Source organism: Pseudomonas sp. IT-P44 (assembly GCF_949768225.1).
Classification (GTDB): domain Bacteria; phylum Pseudomonadota; class Gammaproteobacteria; order Pseudomonadales; family Pseudomonadaceae; genus Aquipseudomonas; species Aquipseudomonas migulae.
The window spans coordinates 17,306-35,085 of record NZ_CATKQM010000010.1 but is presented as its reverse complement, the minus strand read 5'-3'; the positions used below and the strand labels follow the sequence as shown (position 1 = coordinate 35,085).

Sequence of the window (17,780 nt, the reverse complement as noted above, 5' to 3'; positions counted from 1 at the left end):
TTTTCAGAAACTGTCGCAGGGCTAACCTGCCGGCATTGATTTTTCCTGACTTTTCGCCGGAGCCTTCCCATGATCCTTCACTACATTTACGACCCGTTGTGCGGCTGGTGCTACGGCGCAAAACCACTGGTGCAAGCCGCTCAGGCCGTTCTGCCGGTGATTGCCCATGGCGGCGGCATGATGACCGGCGCCAACCGCCAGAGGGTCTCGCCACGTTTGCGTGACTACGTGATGCCCCACGACCGGCGCATCGCCGAGTACACCGGTCAGCCATTCGGCGAAGCGTATTTCGAAGGGTTGCTGCGCGATGAAACGGCGGTGTTCGATTCCGCTCCGCCGATTGCCGCCGTGCTCGCGGCGCAGCAGGTCGCTGGCCGTGGACTGGAGTTGTTGGGCCGTTTGCAGAGCGCGCATTACGTGGAAGGGCGGCGTATCGCCGATGAAGCCGTATTGATCGAACTCGCCAATGACATCGGCCTGGAAGCCGAAGCCTTTCAGTCAGCGTTTGAAAACGCCGATACCGATCGCCACATCAAAGCCAGTCGCGCCTTGTTGGCCAACGTCGGCGGCCATGGTTTCCCGACCTTCGCCCTGGAGCAGGATGGCCAGTTCACGTTGATCGACATCAGCCCGTGGCTGGGCAAGCCGCAAGCCTTCGCGGCATGGCTGAGTCAATCGCTTCCCGCAGACGCCGCGACATCCGAGTTTCAAGCCTGCGGCCTCAACGGCTGCGCCCACTGAATTCTCCCGGAGCCTCTCATGGATAACCTGAGCCTGATCAAAAGCACCTACGAAGGCGCCAACTCCCAGGAAAATGCGCGCAACACTGCCGCAGCCCTGGCCGATGACGTTCGCTGGACCGAAGCCGCAGGCTTTCCCTACGCCGGCACCTACGTTGGTTTTGACGCCATCGTCGAGAATGTCTTCAAGCGTTTGGCCACCGAATGGGAAGGTTTTCAGCTGAAGATCGAGGACTACGTCGCACAGGGAGACAAGGTGTTTGCCTACGGCAATTACAGCGGAATCTACAAAGCCACCGGCCGGTCAATGAATGCTCGCGTCGCCCATTTGTGGACCATCGCCAATGGCAAAGTTACCCATTTTGAACAATTCGTCGACAGCCACACCGTGCAGCTGGCAATCGCGGACAAGTAATTTCTTAGACGATTTTCACCTAATCACAGACGATTCATGAAATTGACACATGGTTAAGGGCGCGGATAGGATTCGCCCCAACGCCTGTGGCTAACCGCCATGACTCAAAAAAATAAAAAGGCCCGCTCCGCGATTTATCGTGGGCGGGCCTTTTTGTTTTCGGGTGAAAAAAGAGTGCGATAGCGCCGTTTCAGCCGTTCGACACAGCGCGTATCAACCCGAAATAAGGAAAAGAACAAAATGTTGAATAAGCGAATCAGCCTGATCGCTCTGGGGATGTTGAGTGCGACACAGGCCATGGCTAACGACCAGGCCGAATCCAAGGGTTTTGTTGAAGACAGCAGCCTAAAAGTGCTGCTGCGCAACGCCTACATCAATCGTGACTACAAAGACGGTCGTGCGGACAAAGCCGAGTGGGGCCAAGCGGCCATCGGCACGTTCTCGTCCGGTTTCACCCAAGGCACCGTCGGTGTGGGTGTGGACGCGTTCGGTCTGTACGCACTGCGTCTGGATGGCGGCAAGGGTCGCACCGGCGCGCAAGGCATCGACTTCTTCAAGAAGGGCGACAGCGGCAACGCGGCTGACGACCTGTCGAAGGGCGGCGCAGCGGTCAAATTCCGTCTCTCCAGCACCACGCTGACTTACGGTGACCAGATGCCGGCCCTGCCGGTGTTGAGCTACGACAACGTGCGCCTGCTGCCGGAAAGCTATACCGGCACGCTGATCACCTCCAAGGAGATCAAAGGCCTGGAACTGAACGCCGGTCGCTTCACCGCCGAATCGCGCAAAAGCGCGGAAGGCCGTGACAGCGGTGGCTTGAAGTCGATCAACGTATTGGGCGGTAGCTACCAGTTCACCGAGCAGTTCAAGGCGGCGGTGTACGCGTCCGACGTTGAAGACGTGTTGAAGAAGCAATACGTGAACGCCAACTACGTGTTCCCGATCGACAAGGATCAGTCCCTGACCCTCGACTTCAACGGCTACCGCACCAAGCTGGACGATTCCTACGTCCGCGAAAGCGGCGCCACCGGCGACGACAACAAGATCTGGAGCCTGGCAGCTACCTTCGCCACCGGCCCGCACTCGTTCACCGTCGCTCACCAGCGCAGCACCGGCGACAGCAACCTGGGCTACGCCTACGGCGGCTATCAGAAGGATCAAGGTCGCGTCGGTGACGGTGGCAACACCATCTACCTGGCGAACTCCTACTGGTCCGACTTCAACGCTGAAGACGAGCGCAGCTGGCAGGTCGGCTACGGTCTGGACTTCAGCACGTTCGGCGTTCCGGGCCTGAGCTACAACGTGGCTTACGTGCGCGGCGACAACATCACCACTTCCACCAGCGAAGGCGGTACCGAGCGCGAAATCTTCAACCAGTTCAAATACGTCGTGCAAAGCGGCCCGGCCAAAGACCTGAGCGTGAAACTGCGCAGCTCGATCCTGCGTGTTTCGCAGAAGTCGAGTGAGTACAACGTCAGCGGCAACGAAGTCCGTGTGTTCGTCGACTACCCGATCAACATTTTCTGATGATCGGTTGCAGTATCGAGGCCTGATTAGAGGCTGAGAACGAAGAAGCCCCGACTGGTTCGGGGCTTTTTTGTGGGCGGCGCGAGGCTCTAGGTCGTGGCAAGTGCGTCAGGTGCTCAACGACTACCGACGCAAAATGATCAAAACGAGCATCCATAATGATTGATTTGCGCAATCTGTAAGGGTGGCATAAGATTATTTTGACTGAATCAATCACTGCTGTGATCGGTTCAGTCAGTTTCGAGGTGAAACACGTCTTACCCCACAATTATAAAAGGAGACCCTCGTGGCCCAATTTCCTATCAAGCGCACCATAGAACGCATTCCGGGCGGCATGATGATCGTGCCCCTGCTGATCGGTTCGCTGGTCGCCACCTTCATGCCTGATACGCCCAAGTTTTTCGGCTCCTTCACCAACGCGCTGTTCACCGGGGCCTTGCCGATTCTCGCGGTGTTCTATGTGTGCATGGGCGCGAGCATCAACATCAAGGCCACGCCTTACCTGCTCAAGAAGGGCGGCACGCTGCTGATTACCAAAGTCGGCATCGCCGTGCTCATCGGTATCGTGCTCGGGCATTTCCTGGGTGAACAGCCGATTTCGTCGGGCCTGTTCGCCGGCATCTCGACGCTGGCGGTGGTCGCCGCGATGAACGACACCAACGGCGGCTTGTACATGGCGCTGATGGGGCAGTACGGTCGCTCCGAAGATGTCGGTGCCTACTCGGTCATGTCCCTGGAATCCGGCCCGTTTCTGACCATGGTTACCCTCGGCATCGCCGGCCTGTCGGCGTTCCCGTGGCCGACACTGGTGGGCAGCATCCTGCCGCTGGCGCTGGGCATGTTGCTGGGCAATCTCGACCGCGACATGCGCGACTTCCTGGCCAAGGCCGTTCCGGTGATGATCCCGTTTTTCGCTTTGGCGCTGGGCGCAAGTCTGGATCTGCACAACGTCTGGCAGGCTGGCTTGCTCGGTCTCGGCATGGGTGTTGCGGTGGTCGTGTTGACCGGTATTCCGCTGTTTTTCGCTGATCGTTTGACCGGTGGCACGGGCGTCGCCGGTGTCGCTGCGGCTACCACCGCCGGGAACGCCGCAGCCGTTCCTGCGCTGATCGCGGCGGCTAATCCGGTGTACGCCGAAGCGGCCAAGAGCGCGACCATATTGGTAGCCGCCTGCGTGGTGGTCACCGCGATTCTTGCGCCGATACTCACTGCCGCCGTCGCCAAGCGCGTACAAAAGCGCAACCCTGTCGTCGTCTCTGAGCAGGAGATCGAACCTCAAAAGCAGGAGGCGTTGCGATGAGGATTCTGATCATCGCCGATGATCTGTCCGGCGCGGCGGATTGCGCCATTGGTTTCGCGAGTGTGGGGCTGCAAACGGTGGTCACGCTCGATCCGCTGAACGACTCGGCCGATGCTCAGGTGATCGCTGCTGATACGGACACTCGCCGCCTCTCTGCGGCGCAGGCTGCCGAGCGCACCGTTGCCGCGTTCAAGGCGCTGCATCAGCCTGGGCAGCGGTTGTACAAGAAAATCGATTCGACCTTGCGCGGTAACTGGGCAGCGGAAGTCGCTGCCCTGCAACCCTTGGCCGGCCTGGCGATCGTCGCCCCGGCATTCCCTGCTACGGGGCGCACGTTGCGCGGCGGTCGGGTCTTCGTGAACGGTCAACCGCTGGAAACCACCGATACCTGGAAGCTCGAAAACGCTGATCGCCCAGCTGATGTAGAAGCGATGCTCATCGCCGCCGGCCTAAGCACCGCGAAGCTGGACCTCGACACTTTGCGCGGCAACGAAAATGCGCTCGCGCAGCACATCACCGAAGTCGCCCGTAGCGGCACGCAAGCGCTGATTGTCGATGCACAAATCGAAGACGATCTGCTGACCCTCGCTCGCCTGACCGCGTCGATGGATCAGCCGCTGTTCTGGATCGGTTCGGGAGGCCTGGCGCGGGAAATCGCCAGCCTTCCGGATTTTTCAGAAACACGGTTCACGGCCATCGAACCGACTGCGCAGGAAAAAAACCAGGCGCCGATTCTGATCCTCGTCGGCAGCCTGTCCGGCGTCTGCGAGCGGCAATGCGCACTGCTCAAGGAGCGCGGCGGTGTCAGCGAACTGGTTGTCCCGCCTGAGGTCCTTCGCCAAGGTAAAACCCATGGCGACTGGGCGATGTGGCAAGCACGCATTGGCGAGCAACTCGACGGCTGGAGTGACCTGCTGCTGCGCATCGGCCGCGATGACGCGTTCGATCCGCAAGAGGGCGCGCAACTTTCAAGCATGCTGGCTGTGCTGGTCGAACCGCACTTCGCCAAGGTCGGCGGCCTGATCGCCACCGGCGGCGAGACGGCCCGGGCCATATTGACCACTGTCGGCATCGACAGCCTGCAACTCATCACCGAAATCGAGGCCGGCGTTGCCTTCGCCCGCCCGACTGTTTCCCGGCAAGGCCATCGTCCCGGCATCGTGACCAAGGCCGGCGCGTTCGGCACCGATCACGCTTTGTATGCGGCATGGCAACACCTGAGCGACAGCGCCGATCGCTCCTCGCCCCAACGCACACGAATCCAAGGACTCGAATGAACACTATGAGCAATTACCTCCCTATCATCGGCATCACCATGGGCGACGCCTCGGGTGTCGGTCCGGAAATCGTGGTCAAGAGCCTGACTCACGACATCGTCTATCAACAATGCCGACCGCTGGTGATTGGTGATGCACGCCGTCTCGAACAAGCCAATGTGATCGTCGGCGGCAGCGCCAAAGTGCGCCGCATCAAGGACGCTTCCGAGGCACGCTACGAGACCGGCGTGATCGACTGCATCGACCTCGACCTGATCCCCGACGACCTGCCATTCGGCGAACTCTCGCCCATCGCCGGTGACGCCGCTTACCAATACATCGCCCGTGCCGTGGAGCTGGCGCAGGCCAATCAGATTGACGCGATCTGCACCGCGCCACTGAACAAGGAAGCGCTGCACGCCGGTGGCCACAAATACCCTGGCCACACCGAAATGCTCGCGCACCTGACCAACGTCGATGAAGTTTCCATGATGCTGGTGGCACCGCAGCTGCGGGTAATTCACGTCACGACGCACATCGGCATCATCGATGCGATCCGCAAGATCGAGCCGGGCCTGGTCCAGCGCACCATCGAGCGCGGCAACGCGACGCTGATCAAGGCCGGCATCGCCCGCCCGCGCATCGGCGTGTGCGGGATCAACCCGCATGCCGGTGAAAACGGCCTGTTCGGTTATGGCGAAGAAGAAGAAAAAATCATCCCTGCGGTGAAGCTGTTGCAGGAACGCGGCCTCGACGTCACTGGCCCGCTGCCGGCCGACACCCTGTTCTTCCGCGCCGGGCGCGGCGACTTCGATCTGGTGGTCGCGATGTATCACGACCAGGGCCACGGCCCGGTCAAGGTGCTCGGCCTGGAAGCAGGCGTGAACGTCACCGTCGGCCTCGACGTGATCCGCACTTCGGTCGACCACGGCACCGCATTCGACATCGCCGGCAAAGGCATCGCCGATGAGCGCAGCCTGCTCGAAGCGCTGCGCCAGGGCGCGGAACTGGCTACGCGACGAGGATGAGTCGCAGGGGCGCTGTCGTGTAAGATCGACCACCGTCCACCGTGCGAGACCCGCCATGAAAGCCTCCGAACGCCACCGCGCCATCCTCGACCTCGTACGCATCGGCGATGCCAACGTCGAGCAATTGAGCGCGGCCCTCGGCGTTTCCGAAGCCACGGTGCGACGCGACCTGACCATGCTCGCCAAACAACGGCACCTGGTGCGCACCTACGGCGGCGCCACCGCCGTGGTCGGCGTGCATGAACCGGAAGCCTCCCTCGAAGAACGCAAAACCAGCCAGTGGGAACAGAAAGACGCCATCGCCCAAGCGGCGGCGGCGCATGTCCAGGACGGCGACACCGTCCTGCTCGACGGCGGCACCACCTGTGCCGCGCTGGCCCATCACCTGTGCTCGCGACAAGACGTGCACGTGGTCACCAACAACCTGCTGGCAGTGATGACCCTGGCCAATGCGCCGGGCATTCGCCTGACCCTGATCGGCGGTGACTTGCGCGGGTCGAGCATGAGCACATTGGGGCCGTTGGCGGAGTTGACCTTGAGCCGGTTGAGCGTCGACAAAGCCTTCCTCGGCGCGGACGGCGTGGTCGCGGAATTTGGCTTGTGCGAAGCGAGTGCGCAGCAAGCGTATCTCAAGGAATGCATCATCAAACGGGCTGCGCAGATTGTGGTGCTCGCCGACACCGACAAACTCGGCCGTGCGCGGCAACAGCACTGGACGCCGATTGAGCGGGAGTGGCGGTTGATTACCGGGGCTACCGCCGATGAAGCTGCTCTCGCACCGTTTCACGCCCTCAAGCAAATCACCGTCGAAACCGTGATCGTCGATTAAACCCCGAACGTGTAGGAGCCGGCTTGCTGGCGATGGCGTCTTCGTAATCGCCATCGCCGGCAAGCCGGCTCCTACAAAAAGCGATTCCCAAGACGTGTCGCAAAAAGTGAAAAATTGCGCCACGTAACAAGGCGGACTACTTCAAAAGAGGCTGAGTCCTACTGCGGAAACAGCCAGCGATAACTACTAAACAGCGCCCATCAATCGTCTACTGAGACGTTCGGAAAGCAGCGCCTGTTGCAGGTAGGAATCCACTTTTGAAGAGATTTGCTTTTGTAAATGAAGCGGCAACTCGTGAGTACAAAGACTTGCCGAGCTGGGTACAGGATGAGTTCGGGAAAGACCTGATGCGCGTGCAACACAGCGCAGATCCAGAACTGGCAATCAAGCAGCTCAGTTCGGTTGGAGCGGGCGCCATTGAGTTGATCATCAACGGTAGCCCTGCATACCGCTGCATTTACATCGCAAAGTATGCGGACACCATTTTCGTCCTTCATTCGTTCGTGAAAACCACGAACAGAACAGATCGTCACGCAATGGCCGTCGCGCAAGATCGGTTGAAAGAACTGAAAAGAGAGCTTCGGAAAATGGGGTTCAACGTCTAGCCAGCGTGAGCTTGTGAAATGACGATTTGTGGCAAGGCTCCGGGCTCGTTGGACGGCAATGTAAACGTGGTGCGCAAGCCCAGTTTATCCAGCATGTCCATCATTGCATCGATGGTGAATTTCTCGATTTTGCCAGTGGCTAGTTCTGAAATGCGTGATTGGGTAACGCCGAGCCTGGCTGCGGCCTCGCTCTGTTTGAGCCCTAGTTTTTTGATGCAGTCAGTGATGAACATCGACAACTCCATTTTCAAGGCCATTTTGCTGGCGACTTCCTCGTCATGCGTGACGTGGAATGGGCTGTCGAAGAATTGAATTGTCATGAAGCTCCACCTCTTCCCAAGTGATATCTAAAATTTTCGATAAAGAGAGGTTAGCCGATTGACGATTTTTGATCCAAGCATTTTTTCTGGCTGCGCAGCACTACCCATTACACCACGTAACTAATGATGTTCCCGCCCCCACCTTTATCCCCACCCCCCAACCTCCTACATTGAGCTCCAACACCTACCCATCATCCCGATGAGCAGGTCACTGGAGATCTTCCTCATGCCTTTTGTAAGCGTACGCATTACCCGCGATGGCGTTACCTCTGAGCAGAAAGCTCAGGTGATCGCTGAAATCACTGAAACACTGGAACGCGTCCTCAAGAAGGACCCGCACCTGACCCACATCGTGATCGAAGAAGTCGACACCGATAACTGGGGCTATGCCGGGATCACTACCACCCAGTACCGCAAGCAACTGGCTGAGAAGGAGGGCAAGTCGTGACTGCGTCGGTCTCCATCGATTTCGTCTCCGACGTGGTGTGCCCTTGGTGTGCATTGGGCGCGACGGCGTTAGAGCAGGCGATTGAGAACGTGGCGGGTGAAGTTTCGGTGGAGCTGACCTACAAGCCGTTTGAGTTGAACCCGAACATGCCGCCTGAAGGCGAGAAAGCCGTCGAGCACTTGATGCGCAAATACGGGCGCACCGCTGAAGACGTCGCCTCCGGCAAAGCGATGCAGATCGCTCGTGGTGAAGCACTCGGTTTCAAGTTTGACCTGGAGAAGCGCACCCACTTCTACAACACCTTCGATGCTCACCGCCTGCTGTTGTGGGCGTTACAGGAAGGGCGGCAAGTTGCGCTGAAGAAGATCCTGCTACGCGGTTACTTCACCGACGGCCAGAACCCGAGTGATCGCGAGACGCTGGTTCGACTGGCAGCCGAAGCGGGTCTGGATGCAGCGGCGGCGCAAGAGGTGTTGGCGTCCGGAGCGTTCGCCAAAGAAGTGCGTGAGCTGGAAGCTTTTTACCAGCAGCACGGCATCAATTCGGTACCGGCCATGATCCTCAACGGTCGGCACCTGGTGTCCGGTTCGCAGTCGGTCGAGTACTACGAGCAAATGTTGAGACAAATGGCGAAGGAACCCGCCGAAGCCTGATTCATTACTTTTCAAACCATCATTTATTAGTAGAGGTTCGTCATGAGCAATTCGAAAAAAGTCATCGTAATTACTGGCGCTTCCCAAGGTCTCGGCGCCGGCATGGTTAAAGCGTTCCGTGATCTGGATTACAAAGTTGTCGCCACTTCGCGTTCGATCAAGCCATCCACCGATCCGGACATCCTCACCGTGGCCGGCGACATCGGCAACCCGGAAGTCGCTCAACAAGTGATCCGCGAAGCCATCGCACGTTTCGGCCGCGTCGACACCCTGGTCAACAACGCCGGTATTTTCGTCGCCAAACCGTTCACCCAGTACACCGCTGAAGACTACGCCAATGTGCTGTCGGTGAACCTGAACGGCTTCTTCTACATCACCCAACTCGCGATCACCGAGATGGAAAAACAAGGCAGCGGCCACGTCGTCAACATCACCACCAGCCTGGTCGACCACGCTATCGACGGCGTGCCATCGGTACTGGCTTCGCTGACCAAAGGTGGTTTGAACGCGGCGACCAAATCCCTGGCCATCGAATACGCCAAGCGCGGGATCCGGGTGAACGCGGTCTCCCCAGGCATCATCAAGACGCCGATGCACGGTGAAGAAACCCACGCAGCGCTGGGCGCTCTGCACCCGGTCGGGCACATGGGCGAGATCAGCGACATTGCTCAGGCGGTTGTTTATCTGGATAGCGCCAACTTTGTTACTGGTGAAATCCTGCATGTGGATGGTGGGCAGAGCGCGGGTCACTAAGGCCGGCTTTTCCAAACTGTGGAAACAACAAAGCCCTCGTATGAGGGCTTTGTTTTGCAGAGTCGAAAATAAATCCGACTCCTGTTTGTTGTTTTTTATGTGCCGCGTTCTAATCAATCGGGTCGAGTTGGTCTAGTGCCCGGTTCACCGAGATCTCCGCCAGCATGATGATTTGGTGAATACCCAGCAGGGAGTTGCGACTAGTGCCCGTCTCTCGGTCTGCCACATCCATGGTGATAACACTGGCGGATGCCAGTGACTCGCTTACACAACCCAGCAGGGTTTGAACGTCGACTTCCGGGTTGACGGTGTACATCGTGCAAGGCGTGCGCGGGGTGGCTTTGATGTCCGCGAAGGAGCTGTGGCGATCATCGTCGTCGCGGTTGGTCGCTTCGTCGGGCTTTTGTGTACTGGGGCTTTCGTTCGGAGATGCGTTATCAGCATCCGGGGGATCAGGGGTCACTTTACGCATGCGATTATTCCCTATTGGTTGCCAACCCCTTCCGCTGCTAAACGCAAAGGGTGGCAGCTGCACGCAGGTTAGCAGACCGGGGAATATCGCAAAGCCGGCGCGCCCGAAGGCGCCCTACGTACAGCCACCATCAAACCGTAGGCATGGAAAACACCTGTGGGATGGATGCACGTGCAAGCGATAAACCGCGAGCTGCTAAACCCGACCACTGATGAGCAGTGGCAGGTCAACGATAGAGCCCGGGCAATACCCGCACAAGCCGGCGGAGTCTGGCGTACCTGTAGGCAATGCCGCAAGGTTTTGTAGCTTTCAGGAAGTGACGCGAATCGGCGTTAAACAAGCACCTCTAAACAAGCTCTACATCCCACGTACAAGCCTTTCAAGGGAGTATTTCCACCGAGCGATTAGGAAATCTCCGACGACTTTCCACCGATTGAACTGTATCGGTGTGCTCGGGCGACGACGGTATGATGCCCAACCAACGTTCACTATCAAGGCAACCGTGACCGAAGTATCCCTGAACCTGCTGGAAGACCTTTCAAACGCTCTCGCCGATCTGGCCAGGATGAATGGCCAAAGTGTGAGCCACTTGACGATGGACGTTCTTCGCGACTACATCGAGCACGAGAGGACACTGACTGCACAGATCGAACTGGCGGTAGAGGAGGCAGATCAGGGTAAGTTCGCTTCCGATGATCAGGTAGCGGCGATGCGCGCCCGACGCTGGAGCAGGAATGCAGGTTGAGTAGCTGGAAAAAGCCCTCAAAAACCTGAAAGACGAAGCGAGCAACATTGCTCTTGAAAACCCCAAGGCGGCTGACGACCTCTCCGATGCGATCTTTGCCAGCGTAGACAAGCTGGCCGAATTTCCAGCCATGGGCCGTGAAGGTCAAGTCAAAAATACGCGCGAATGGGCCGTGCCCAACTGCTCCTATCTCATTCCTTAGCGACTGCGCGGTGATCGCCTCCAAATCCTTGGGATGTTTCACACGCAGCAACGTCCGCGTACCAAGTGGTGAGAGCTATCCCCAGAAAAAACAAAGCCCTCGTATTTCTCGAAGGCTTCGTTTTATATGGTGGCACCAGACGAACGGTATGCATCGGGGAGGCCAGGTATTCCGGGCGTCTGGATTTCGGTGGAGAATTCGGCGTACCCCAACTAGTAACTATAAATAAATCAGCTAGTTATGGCGTTCGGTGGAATCGAATCGGGATTTTTGAAATGTCAGTACGTTGTCGGTCTGCAAGTAGTTCAGAGCCGCATACGGAATGATAAACCTTTTGAATTCGAACGTTGTCGATCATCCCCTCCGTAGAGAATAGGCAGGAATCCGCCAAAAGCTGCGGTGGCGACAGGCAACAGACGGCAAGAAGCGGGCGTTGACTTCAGCGCTACATTTGATTCTCCGCAGCGGCAAACCAGCATCACTTTTTTCGATTAGCTCTTCTAGCTTGCTTCTGGTTTTTGTTTCTGGACTTCTTGGCCTTCCCTTGTTTTTTTAGAGCAAGCTCAGAAACGATGTTGGTGTCGGATTGGTTTTCGCGCGCAACAGGAAATTGATAGCTCCTGCTTTCGGCTGGATTTGAGGACTCAGCATAGATCCTAAGCTCAGCTCGCAGCCTCTCTACCTGGACTCGCTCATCCTCTGTGTACTCATCGTGCATGTATACACACAGATCCTCAGAGCCACCCTGGTAATCCTTCAATGGATGATCGAACCCGAGAGCGACGATGATTTTAGCTTGAGTAAATTTCAGCTTCGCGCATTGTGCATACGACAGCAGCATGCTGCACCGATATCTTCTGTACTCCTCATATGTCTGCCCTTCAAGCTTGGGGCATACCAAGAAAATATAGAGGAGACTTGGGGCTTGCCGGGTAGTCAGGGTACGAGCTCTTCGCACGTAATGCCCAGCCTTCGCCAGATCAATCATCTCGAAGAAGTTGCGGACAAGCTCGCGCCTCATGAACCTGGTTTCCGAGGCCATCAGCCGAAGAGCAAGCTCTGTTTCGTGGTTCTTCTGATCGGTACCCAGTTCAGTGAGCGCTGGATCTCCAATGGCGATAAATTTTTCGATTAATGCATCCCAAAAACCACTTTTCCTATTCTGGGCATGCATCTCCCTATACTCTGGCCGCGTTCGTAAGCCTGAGTATAGGGTCTCGTCGAAGGTAATGAGCTGGGGCAAACTTTCGGTGCGAGGGATGAATGAACTTTCATTCTCATCCGAATGCATGAGGTAAGCTGCTATGAGCTGCTCTTCCCCTGCACTGAATACAGTCGTGTTCGGATTGAGTAGAAAGGCCTTGCGCGCGCTTATGTAATCGATGAAGTCCTTCACCGTACTCATCTCGCTCATCAACACTTCAAGCGAGAGCTCGTCAAATACGTGGACAAATTCTTTATTCGGATCTAAAGGTCCAGTGGTAAACGGGATATCAGAGTAGGCATTGTGATCCTCCCCCGTTTTGATCATGAGTGACCCAACACTACCTGGAAAATGCTTCGCACAAGTCTCGGCACTCCCGCGAGTGATAGCAACAAGATGAAAGTGCACCCTCGAAATGTCGGGAATCTGCACAGGAAGAGGCCGGGTGCATTTTGAGTCCAAAAAGATCCTTTGAGGAAACCTCTCAAGCCAGCTTTTTGCACCGTACAACTGTTTCGCAGAGCTCGATACAGCACGTTTGTACCACCGTTTCCACGCAACGGAGGTGTCGACTTCGGATTGGTAGATAATGTGCTTGTCTGAAAAAATTACAACATCATCTCCAAACACCACCATTACGTCTGCGAATTCCTTCGCGCTACCTTTTCCATCGCGCATATCTTGGTCGGTGTGCAGGTTGGCATGGGCCCACAAACTCAAGAATGACTTCCGACACAGTCTCATCAGCAACCGTTCGGACTCGTTGACCCCTTCTGCATCCGATATATCGAAAACACCTAATCTTTCCGAGCTAGACATTGCCATCCTCCTTACCTGTTAAGAAAAATCTAACAGAATTAGCGACGTGGAGTAATGGCAATTTGTCGCACCGACGAAACTGAAGACAGCCCGTTGAGGGTGGTCTTCGACAAAACCAAGGGAGACTCAGCTAGTAGAGAGTAATCATTCGTAGAAGGCGATCATCAGGCTTGTATTCAAGAGCAACATTCATGCGGGCCGGTTGACCTGGAACGGACCGCGGAACCTCAAGCACGACATTGAATGTCTTCACATCGTGATCCTTCATGTAGCGAAGATTGTAAATGTAACTAGCTTCAATTTTTGATCGAATTAAATTTACCAATTGTTCTTTTTCGGCCCCAACGAGTCCTCCCTTAATTAGCTTACCTGCTTTTAGTAAGTAATCGTACTTGGCGTCCTCTATGAGGATGTCCATGCCAGCCAGCGGTGATACCGTACTCGCAATTGCATTAAGAGAAAAATGCGTATCTGTCTCAAATTCAGGAAAAGTTGGTCGTTCGATTTTGTAGCTAAGGAAGTGGCTAAAATCATGTAATTGGATACTTCGTATCCGAAAACCAAGGTCCTCAAATGGATATAAGGTTATGTTGATGTCCTCATCATTGGACCGATCATCCTCATGAGCGAGAAGTATCACGCTCTCACGCTTTATACAAAGATTGACTAAAATAGTAGAAAGGTAAGACTTTGCTGTTGAGGTATAAGTGGTCGGAATAAAACCTAAATACGCAGGAAACGATTTAAGCCCTTCATGGATTCGCTTTAGAGAAGTGTCGGTGATATTCGTTAAATATACGCAAAAGAGAAGATTGCTATGTTGATACTCAAATGATCTGACTAGAATTAAATTCTCTTGAAGAAGATTGAAGACGAACTCTTGCTTTTCATTGTCCGCAACTAGATCTCCAGCGAGGATACTTTGAGTGCTTTTAGGATCCAGCAAAGGTAGAATTTGATGCATTACCTCACGACCATAGCTGCTAGATTCTATCGTAGTTGAATTGAAGATAAAACCTGCTTCGTTGCGATCCAGCGATGGAACCAGTGCAGTTTTTAGTTTTGTATAGTCTACCCCGCTCTTGCCAAGATCACGAACGGTACTACGAAACATTGACTGAATTTCAGCCATCATTCTTGGCTGAGAAATATTAAAGCTTTCGCTAACCACCTCAAGAAAAACATTACCTCTAGCATTCAGCGTGAAAATAGTGTCCATATAATAAAGACTCGTTGAAAGCGGGATTGACGCTCGTACCTTAAAGGCAGAGTAATTTCAGTAACGACCTATCGCTCCTGATACTATCATAGGCAACGATATCTAACTCTGGCTGGAAACGGACTTTTCACGAGCACAATAATAGTATTGTGGACGTCGGCAGGACATGTCGTGGGTATTTTCTCACGATCCAAATTGCATTTTTTGGAATTTTAGATTTTTCGCACCAACAACACTCGTTGCGACGTAAACTCATATGAAGTTAATCTGTATATTTTTTAGAGGTGTTTTTTTCAATATGATATTTTAATCACTCCCAGTTTCGTAGATGTCTCTAATAGTAGTTTCTGGATCTGGCCGCGTGAGTTTCCTCGTTAGCTACATAGGTATTGGTAATTCTGTTTAGGTCGCGTAGGCATATAAATACCTGGGAAGAGCAAGCTCTTCCGGTATATGCTCCAGAGCAGGTTTAATTCACCCTCACGGAATAAATAGCGCCTTATTTCTTACTGGCTCCTAAGGTTGGGATTACCAATTCTTTTATGATTTTCTCGGCCTGATCAATCTGGCCGGTGGAGGGTAATGGATCAAGTCCATTTTCAGCGGCGTCTATCTTATTCATCCAATCGGAATACTCTTCGTCAGTAAAATCCTTGGCGAGTTTACCTTGGTGTTTTTCAATAAAAACTATGAGTTTTTTGGTTAGTGCCTTCACTTCCTCACCAAGCTCTGCTTGTGGATAATCGTCAAAAATATCTTTTTGATAGTCATCATGTACAGCTTGCTTTAAGTATCGGCTCAAATAATAAAATGCCGATCGAGCTTCAGGTAAGGGAGTATTTAAAACTAACGACTTAAGCTCATTCATTTTAGCCAATCCTGATTATGTCAAATGCTGACTGAGGGAGATCTGAAAGTATATATTCATATGATAGTGGGTTTGCACGCTCTTTAACATCGACCTTTTTGTAGAATGGTACCGCTTCTAAACGCGATATTACGCAGAGCAATGGCTTGAACTGTTGATCTGTCGCCCTCTTAGAGATAGTAACAATTTCATCGTGAACCTCCTGTGTTATCTTTCCTAACCTTAGCATAATGCCCGCGCCATTTCTGATACCACGACGGTTTAGCTTTATTTTGGTATTGTGCAAATCTGCCCCGGCAATCTCTTTTTGCAACGTGTTGTAGATCTCAAGAGGAGACGAGCTTGGAGGAACAGTGAAGTGTGGAGACTGAAAATCCGAGCCGAAATAAGGCGTGCACCACATGTAATGTTTATCATCGTAGTATTTTTTATTAATATTGTACGCTAGCGCAGTCATGGTTGAATACAATATTGGATTTTGTATGTTGCTAAGTGACATGAGCTCTCCATAATAATTGTTTTGATAACAAGTCGTGCGCTTGAGCTAAGCTTTTCGGTTAAACGTAGATAGCGAAAATTGTTTCGTCTTGGCTATCTCCATAGAGCCCGGCAGCTAGCTCTTGACGACGTCAAGGGTAGCGTGGCACTCAGCAAAGATTCAATCGAGATAGTATTTTAGTCCAATGGTCTGGGGGACACTGCGGCCCGCTTCGGAGCGAAGGCGAGCCGTCTCGAACGCCAGCGTCCGGCCGGAAGTGACCTGGTGCGAACGCCCACAGCCGTTTTCTGACCTTCGTTTAGCGGTTGAACTGCCAGGGTTTTCCTAGACGATGAGTGAGTAATTGCATGGTCAGCAAATAGTAATAGCGCGTCGATTCGGTGCGCTGGTTTAGATGGTGATTCAAAAACCACGCAAGGTGTTTTCTCTGCCAAGTCCATGGATTGTCGCGTTGCCAGCGCTCAGCGATTGCTGTTTGGATAGCTTTCGCCTGACGAAGGTGGCGCTGGCGGGTGGTATGCGACCCCGTCAGGACGCCTGACAGGAACAGCTCCATATCGAATGCCTTGCTCATGTTCGACCGCCAATGTAAGCCGACACCACGACGATACGACCGTGCCCCAGCTCGCAGCTGACTTGGACTCGGGCCTCCTGATCAAGGCGTCGGTCGAACTGGTAGCAGTTGCCGCCATTGATGGGTGCGAGATGTCGAGTGATTTGCTCATAGCGTTCGCATGCATAGGCAGCCCGCAATTCGTGGAAACTTTTGAGGTTGTGCATATGGAGGATGTCCCGTGCGGGACGGACGATTCCCTGCACAAAATCGAGGTAGCTTTCGTTCGGTGCAAGCAGGTTGCGGCTACCGTCGGGCGAGACCTTTTCGGCAAACCTTAGGGCGTCACGAATATGATCATCTACCCTGATCCAGCGAGGTGCCGACGCACCTGAGCGGCCCCCTTTGGTGCCATCCTGGATGTTGATCTTGCCGTAGTGTTCGGCCTCACGTTTTAGACGCGGTAGGTCGGCCAAAATGGCCTCGCGTAAGCGCATACCGGTGGCTTGCGTCAAATGCGCGATGGCGGCGGCGCGCGCCTGCTGGTGTTCGCAAAGCACCTCTACGATCCGTTTCACCTGTTCGCGGTCTTGGCCTTGCGGAACTGAACGACGAACACTGGTGCGCCGCATTCCCAATGCCTTGCTCGGACTCACGACCTTCACATGCAGATCACCGCGAAGCGCAGCCATGGTCCGATTCACGCTGGACAACCGGTTTTGCGCGGTGGCGATGGCGAGCTCACCTTGTTCAACTTGCTCGCGCAGATGTCCGGCGTAGTCCAGCAAGGTCTGCCGATCAATTTTTCGCGCATCGTTAAACCCCGGCCCAGCCTCCGACCGACACCAGCGTACAAACGCCAGCCAGCGATCACTGTGTGCCTTGACCGTGCCGTAATGCCCGCCGCCAAACCGATCACGTAGCGCCTGTGGCCCGGCATAACTCAGTTGCCGTCCATAGCCAAAATTGCGCCCGTCACGTTTACCTACCAGTGCCATGATCAAACTCCTCTCGAAGCTAACCCTTAAAACCCTCCCCACGTCATCCCGCCAAGAATGTTGAGTGTTATCAGGGATCAAGGCCCCTGCGACCTGTGAGGGTTGTCCATTAACGCGGGACTGACGGCTCCTTACGACCGGGAGCTTGGGCATCTCATGATCTGGCCTCCTGAACACTTCCAAGAAAGTGGGCGGGTGGAGGCTGCGCTGGCTGACGAGACCGGCGCCGCGAGATCCTGAGTCGGGTGAAGGCAGTGATGCGATGACCGGGGCGTGCCTGACTGTCAGTCAGGTGCAGTCCATTCCCTGGGCTGCGGCACCATCATC

Annotated in this window: 20 protein-coding genes and 1 pseudogene; 13 read left to right on the top strand and 8 right to left on the bottom strand. The window is 54.8% G+C overall.

The features are described from left to right. The first annotated feature begins 69 nt into the window (after positions 1-69). From ACM6IO_RS05410 to ACM6IO_RS05375, 8 genes are all read left to right on the top strand, one after another. Positions 70-741 carry a DsbA family protein gene (locus tag ACM6IO_RS05410; protein ID WP_414911094.1) on the top strand — a complete coding sequence of 224 codons (672 nt, stop codon included), beginning with the start codon at positions 70-72 and terminating at the stop codon, positions 739-741. A gap of 18 nt (positions 742-759) precedes the next feature. Further along, entirely contained in the window at positions 760-1,155 is a 396-nt protein-coding gene (locus ACM6IO_RS05405) for a nuclear transport factor 2 family protein (protein WP_414911093.1), read from the top strand. A 240-nt stretch (positions 1,156-1,395) separates the two neighbouring features. Then, positions 1,396-2,682, top strand: coding sequence for an OprD family porin (locus ACM6IO_RS05400; RefSeq protein ID WP_192226780.1), 1,287 nt, complete (start codon positions 1,396-1,398; stop codon positions 2,680-2,682). A 286-nt stretch (positions 2,683-2,968) separates the two neighbouring features. Then, positions 2,969-3,982: a 2-keto-3-deoxygluconate permease gene (locus ACM6IO_RS05395; RefSeq protein WP_192226783.1), complete on the top strand. Its 1,014-nt coding sequence runs from the start codon at positions 2,969-2,971 to the stop codon at positions 3,980-3,982. Further along, positions 3,979-5,259: a four-carbon acid sugar kinase family protein gene (locus ACM6IO_RS05390; protein WP_414911092.1), complete on the top strand. Its 1,281-nt coding sequence runs from the start codon at positions 3,979-3,981 to the stop codon at positions 5,257-5,259. The genes ACM6IO_RS05395 and ACM6IO_RS05390 overlap by 4 nt, the downstream gene beginning before the upstream one ends. A gap of 5 nt (positions 5,260-5,264) precedes the next feature. Then, a complete protein-coding gene (pdxA, locus tag ACM6IO_RS05385) occupies positions 5,265-6,266 on the top strand; it encodes a 4-hydroxythreonine-4-phosphate dehydrogenase PdxA (protein ID WP_032828579.1) in 1,002 nt (333 codons plus the stop codon). Positions 6,267-6,321: 55 nt separating this feature from the next. Further along, the gene (locus ACM6IO_RS05380; protein ID WP_192226787.1) at positions 6,322-7,095 is read left to right on the top strand and encodes a DeoR/GlpR family DNA-binding transcription regulator; all 774 of its coding nucleotides are present in this window, start codon (positions 6,322-6,324) and stop codon (positions 7,093-7,095) included. Positions 7,096-7,352: 257 nt separating this feature from the next. Then, positions 7,353-7,700, top strand: a complete 348-nt coding sequence (locus ACM6IO_RS05375; protein ID WP_414911091.1) for a type II toxin-antitoxin system RelE/ParE family toxin — start codon at positions 7,353-7,355, stop codon at positions 7,698-7,700. On the opposite strand, the gene ACM6IO_RS05370 is transcribed toward ACM6IO_RS05375, so the two are convergent. Next, a complete protein-coding gene (locus ACM6IO_RS05370; protein WP_414911090.1) occupies positions 7,697-8,020 on the bottom strand; it encodes a helix-turn-helix domain-containing protein in 324 nt (107 codons plus the stop codon). The genes ACM6IO_RS05375 and ACM6IO_RS05370 overlap by 4 nt on opposite strands. 226 nt (positions 8,021-8,246) lie before the next feature. Between ACM6IO_RS05370 and ACM6IO_RS05365 the strand changes: the two genes are divergently transcribed. The 3 genes from ACM6IO_RS05365 to ACM6IO_RS05355 are packed head-to-tail and all read left to right on the top strand — an operon-like array spanning position 8,247 to position 9,874. Then, positions 8,247-8,468 carry a tautomerase family protein gene (locus ACM6IO_RS05365; protein ID WP_008025002.1) on the top strand — a complete coding sequence of 74 codons (222 nt, stop codon included), beginning with the start codon at positions 8,247-8,249 and terminating at the stop codon, positions 8,466-8,468. Beyond that, entirely contained in the window at positions 8,465-9,121 is a 657-nt protein-coding gene (locus ACM6IO_RS05360; RefSeq protein ID WP_223415901.1) for a DsbA family oxidoreductase, read from the top strand. Before ACM6IO_RS05365 ends, ACM6IO_RS05360 begins: the two co-directional genes overlap by 4 nt. Before the next feature lie 42 nt (positions 9,122-9,163). Then, positions 9,164-9,874 (top strand): SDR family NAD(P)-dependent oxidoreductase, encoded by a 711-nt coding sequence (locus tag ACM6IO_RS05355; RefSeq protein WP_008024998.1) that lies wholly within the window; start codon positions 9,164-9,166, stop codon positions 9,872-9,874. 109 nt (positions 9,875-9,983) lie between these two features. Here ACM6IO_RS05355 and ACM6IO_RS05350 read toward each other — a convergent pair whose 3' ends face one another. Then, entirely contained in the window at positions 9,984-10,346 is a 363-nt protein-coding gene (locus ACM6IO_RS05350; RefSeq protein WP_414911089.1) for a DUF6124 family protein, read from the bottom strand. A 502-nt stretch (positions 10,347-10,848) separates the two neighbouring features. Between ACM6IO_RS05350 and ACM6IO_RS05345 the strand changes: the two genes are divergently transcribed. Both ACM6IO_RS05345 and ACM6IO_RS05340 read left to right on the top strand, forming a co-directional pair. Continuing rightward, positions 10,849-11,091 (top strand): CopG family transcriptional regulator, encoded by a 243-nt coding sequence (locus ACM6IO_RS05345; RefSeq protein WP_414911088.1) that lies wholly within the window; start codon positions 10,849-10,851, stop codon positions 11,089-11,091. A 4-nt stretch (positions 11,092-11,095) separates the two neighbouring features. Next, a pseudogene (locus tag ACM6IO_RS05340) lies at positions 11,096-11,365 on the top strand (type II toxin-antitoxin system RelE/ParE family toxin). 406 nt (positions 11,366-11,771) lie between these two features. Here the strand turns inward: ACM6IO_RS05340 and ACM6IO_RS05335 are convergent. The 6 genes from ACM6IO_RS05335 to ACM6IO_RS05310 form a co-directional block, all read right to left on the bottom strand. Beyond that, positions 11,772-13,316: a hypothetical protein gene (locus tag ACM6IO_RS05335; RefSeq protein WP_414911087.1), complete on the bottom strand. Its 1,545-nt coding sequence runs from the start codon at positions 13,314-13,316 to the stop codon at positions 11,772-11,774. Between the two features lie 130 nt (positions 13,317-13,446). Continuing rightward, complete coding sequence (locus ACM6IO_RS05330; protein WP_414911086.1) at positions 13,447-14,535, bottom strand: hypothetical protein; 1,089 nt, start codon at positions 14,533-14,535, stop codon at positions 13,447-13,449. A 499-nt stretch (positions 14,536-15,034) separates the two neighbouring features. Beyond that, the gene (locus ACM6IO_RS05325; protein ID WP_414911085.1) at positions 15,035-15,403 is read right to left on the bottom strand and encodes a hypothetical protein; all 369 of its coding nucleotides are present in this window, start codon (positions 15,401-15,403) and stop codon (positions 15,035-15,037) included. A 1-nt stretch (position 15,404) separates the two neighbouring features. Next, positions 15,405-15,902 carry a hypothetical protein gene (locus ACM6IO_RS05320; protein WP_093543069.1) on the bottom strand — a complete coding sequence of 166 codons (498 nt, stop codon included), beginning with the start codon at positions 15,900-15,902 and terminating at the stop codon, positions 15,405-15,407. A 298-nt stretch (positions 15,903-16,200) separates the two neighbouring features. Further along, positions 16,201-16,476 (bottom strand): hypothetical protein, encoded by a 276-nt coding sequence (locus ACM6IO_RS05315; RefSeq protein WP_093543067.1) that lies wholly within the window; start codon positions 16,474-16,476, stop codon positions 16,201-16,203. After that, on the bottom strand, positions 16,473-17,453 hold the full coding sequence (locus ACM6IO_RS05310) for an integrase domain-containing protein (RefSeq protein ID WP_414911084.1): 981 nt from the start codon (positions 17,451-17,453) through the stop codon (positions 16,473-16,475). Before ACM6IO_RS05310 ends, ACM6IO_RS05315 begins: the two co-directional genes overlap by 4 nt. Positions 17,454-17,780: the final 327 nt, after the last annotated feature.